2 protein-coding genes and 1 pseudogene are annotated in these 2,418 nt (G+C 60.5%); all 3 read right to left on the bottom strand.

The window, feature by feature from the left end; translation table 11 throughout:
- Positions 1–247, bottom strand: a 247-nt coding sequence (locus tag EOA85_RS38320; RefSeq protein WP_206523425.1) for a hypothetical protein, incomplete at its 3' end; no start/stop codon positions are given.
- A 250-nt stretch (positions 248–497) separates the two neighbouring features.
- A complete protein-coding gene (locus EOA85_RS32770; protein ID WP_065011326.1) occupies positions 498–1,859 on the bottom strand; it encodes a pilus assembly protein in 1,362 nt (453 codons plus the stop codon).
- Between the two features lie 343 nt (positions 1,860–2,202).
- Positions 2,203–2,418 (bottom strand): annotated as a pseudogene (locus EOA85_RS32765) (transglutaminase family protein); the annotation flags it as partial.

The raw sequence follows: 2,418 nt of genomic DNA, 5'->3' as shown, positions 1-2,418 counted from the left end.
CGGGTCCCGTGGCGGGCCCGATCCGCTCGCCAGTCCACAGCTTGACCGCGAAACCCGGCTGCAACGTCTCGATAACCGTTCGAACGATCCGTGCGGCTCTCTCGGCTGCCTCCATCCCCGTCCTCTCCTGCTCAGTACGCTGGCGGTCCACGGCGACTTTGCCTGTCCGATCGGACAGCCGCAAGCCGCCAGCAACAAGCTCGCACGGCATTTTCACCATCGCGCCTTGCCATTTGCGGATCGACACCCCATCATGAGGGCGTGTTCAACAAATCGAAAGGAGGTGATCCGATGTCGAGTGATTTCGTTTTCCAGAACGTGGCCTCAGCGGATTGCACTTTCGGGAAGCAGTCTTCCCGTTAAGGCGCGAGATGCGCGGCTGGCGACGCAAACCGTCGCTGCCATGAGCCGCGCCATGGACGGAAACACGGAAGGCCGCCGGCTTCGAAAGAAGCGGCGGCCTTTTCCTTGTCCGGATCCTGTCTGGTCAATACCCTCTATTTGGTCAATGCCAAGCTTTCGATGTTGCGCGCTATGTCCTGGAAAGCCTGATTGAGTTCCGCCCCGTTGGCGGCCTGATAGAAGTGCTTGATCTTGGCCGTATCCGGGCTCGCGCAATTCTGCAGTGTCGCCTTGGCATTCTCCTCGTTGAGATCGAAACCAATGGTGAAGATTTCGATGCCCTTGTCGCGCATGGCGGTACAGAGCGTCTTGGCTGACGTGCGGGTCGGTTCCTTGCCGGCATCGTTGTAGACCTCACCAACAGTGCTGGCATCGAAATAGGACAGATTGAACTCGCCGTCGGTCATCAGGATCGCGATTTTGGCGACCTTGTTCGGATCCGCCTTGGCCGGCCGCTGCGAAGCATTCATCACGCTGCCCCAGCTTTCCGAAAGCATGTACCAAGTCCACTGCACGCCGATATGGCCCGCGGTGCCGCCCGATGCGACAAAGTTCTTGATGACATTCTTGAGCGCCGCGGCGTCCGCCGTCAGCGGCTTCAACGCGGCGGCCGGGCAGGCAGCCGTGCCGGTCTGCCAGGCAAAGGAAGACAACAGGTAATCGCGATTGACCATGCTGATGTCGGGACCTACATCCGAATATTGATAGGTGCCCTTGCGCTCGGTGGCGCAATTGTCCGGACGCATTAAGCCGGAGACGTACTGTATGGCGCCATTGCCTGGCGCCTGCTTGCGCTGGCTGGTCGAGGTTTCGACATAGACGCTGCTGGCGGCAAGCGCGCCGGCATTCACCGAATTAGCGTATGGTACGATGGAGACACGCACCCGGGGGTTGGAGGAGTCCTGACCGTCCAGGAAGCTGTCGACCGCGTTCTTTGCAGCTGTCCTCAGATCGATGATTTTCTGGCCGGCCATCGACCCTGTGACGTCGAGCATCATCGCCACTTCGATCGTCTTGTCCGAATAGAGCGCTGTCGTCGATGCGGCAACGCGCTTCATGTCACCCATCCTGAAAAGCGGAAAATAAAGACCGAGATCGACATGGGCGTCCGCCTGAACCGTCTTGGCGGTCCTGTCGATGGTCAATTTGTCGAGGACGATCCGATCTGCCTGCAGGATGCCCGCTCGGCTGTTGGCATCGAGAAACGCCTGCACCGACTTGTTGGCATCGGCCTCCTTGATGACGCCGGTCGTCAGGTCGCGCGCCGTCGAGGTCACCGCCGCATCGACCACGCCTTGAAGGCTCGACTTGGCGTTGTAGAGCTGGGCAACGTTGACGGCAAAGCCGACACCCAGCGCCAGCACCGACGCAACCATGCCGAACAGAACCGCTAAGTTTCCGCTTCGATCTCTGGCAAAGCCGCCGATCGCGTGAACAAAACCCCCAAGATGCCGCATGCTTTCGCCTCCATTCACCACGACCTCGAAGCCGTGTGAGGGCGCATTGCAGGATTCCGGCCGGATGGCGCCGTCAACGCACCAAAAGCCGGCGGCTCATCTCAAATCGTTGTTTCTGCTTGCTTTCGAAATGCGGCAGGGTGAACAATCGGTAAACGACAAGCCGCTGCGGCAGTTTCGTTTACGAAGCGCTTACCATGATCCCGACGTCTGCCGTGGAGCACAAGAACTCGATCCCGATCCGGCACAGAGGTTCTGTGCCGGATCGGATCAGGCACACCAGATCCGTAGGACAGCCCGGATGATCGTTACAGCGGGACGCACGCCGTTCACGCTTGCGTTTCTATGCCAGCATCTGCGCGCTGGCGGTCCTATCGACGCCGCGATGGGGCGGGTTGAACAGATTGCTTTCCTGCTCGTAGGTCCAGACCTTGAACAGGCTGAGCCGGTGCGGGCCGAAACTGTGCAGCAGCGGCACGTCGGTCGCGTCGCGACCGCGCGCGATGACGACGCGGCCGATCCTCGGCACGTTGTGGCGGGGGGGGGACGCGGTTCCATT

The organism is Mesorhizobium sp. M5C.F.Ca.IN.020.29.1.1 (assembly GCF_003997375.1).
GTDB classification, from domain to species: Bacteria; Pseudomonadota; Alphaproteobacteria; order Rhizobiales; family Rhizobiaceae; genus Mesorhizobium; species Mesorhizobium wenxiniae.
Note: the sequence above shows the minus strand (reverse complement) of the source record. Positions and strands in the feature narration are given on the sequence as shown.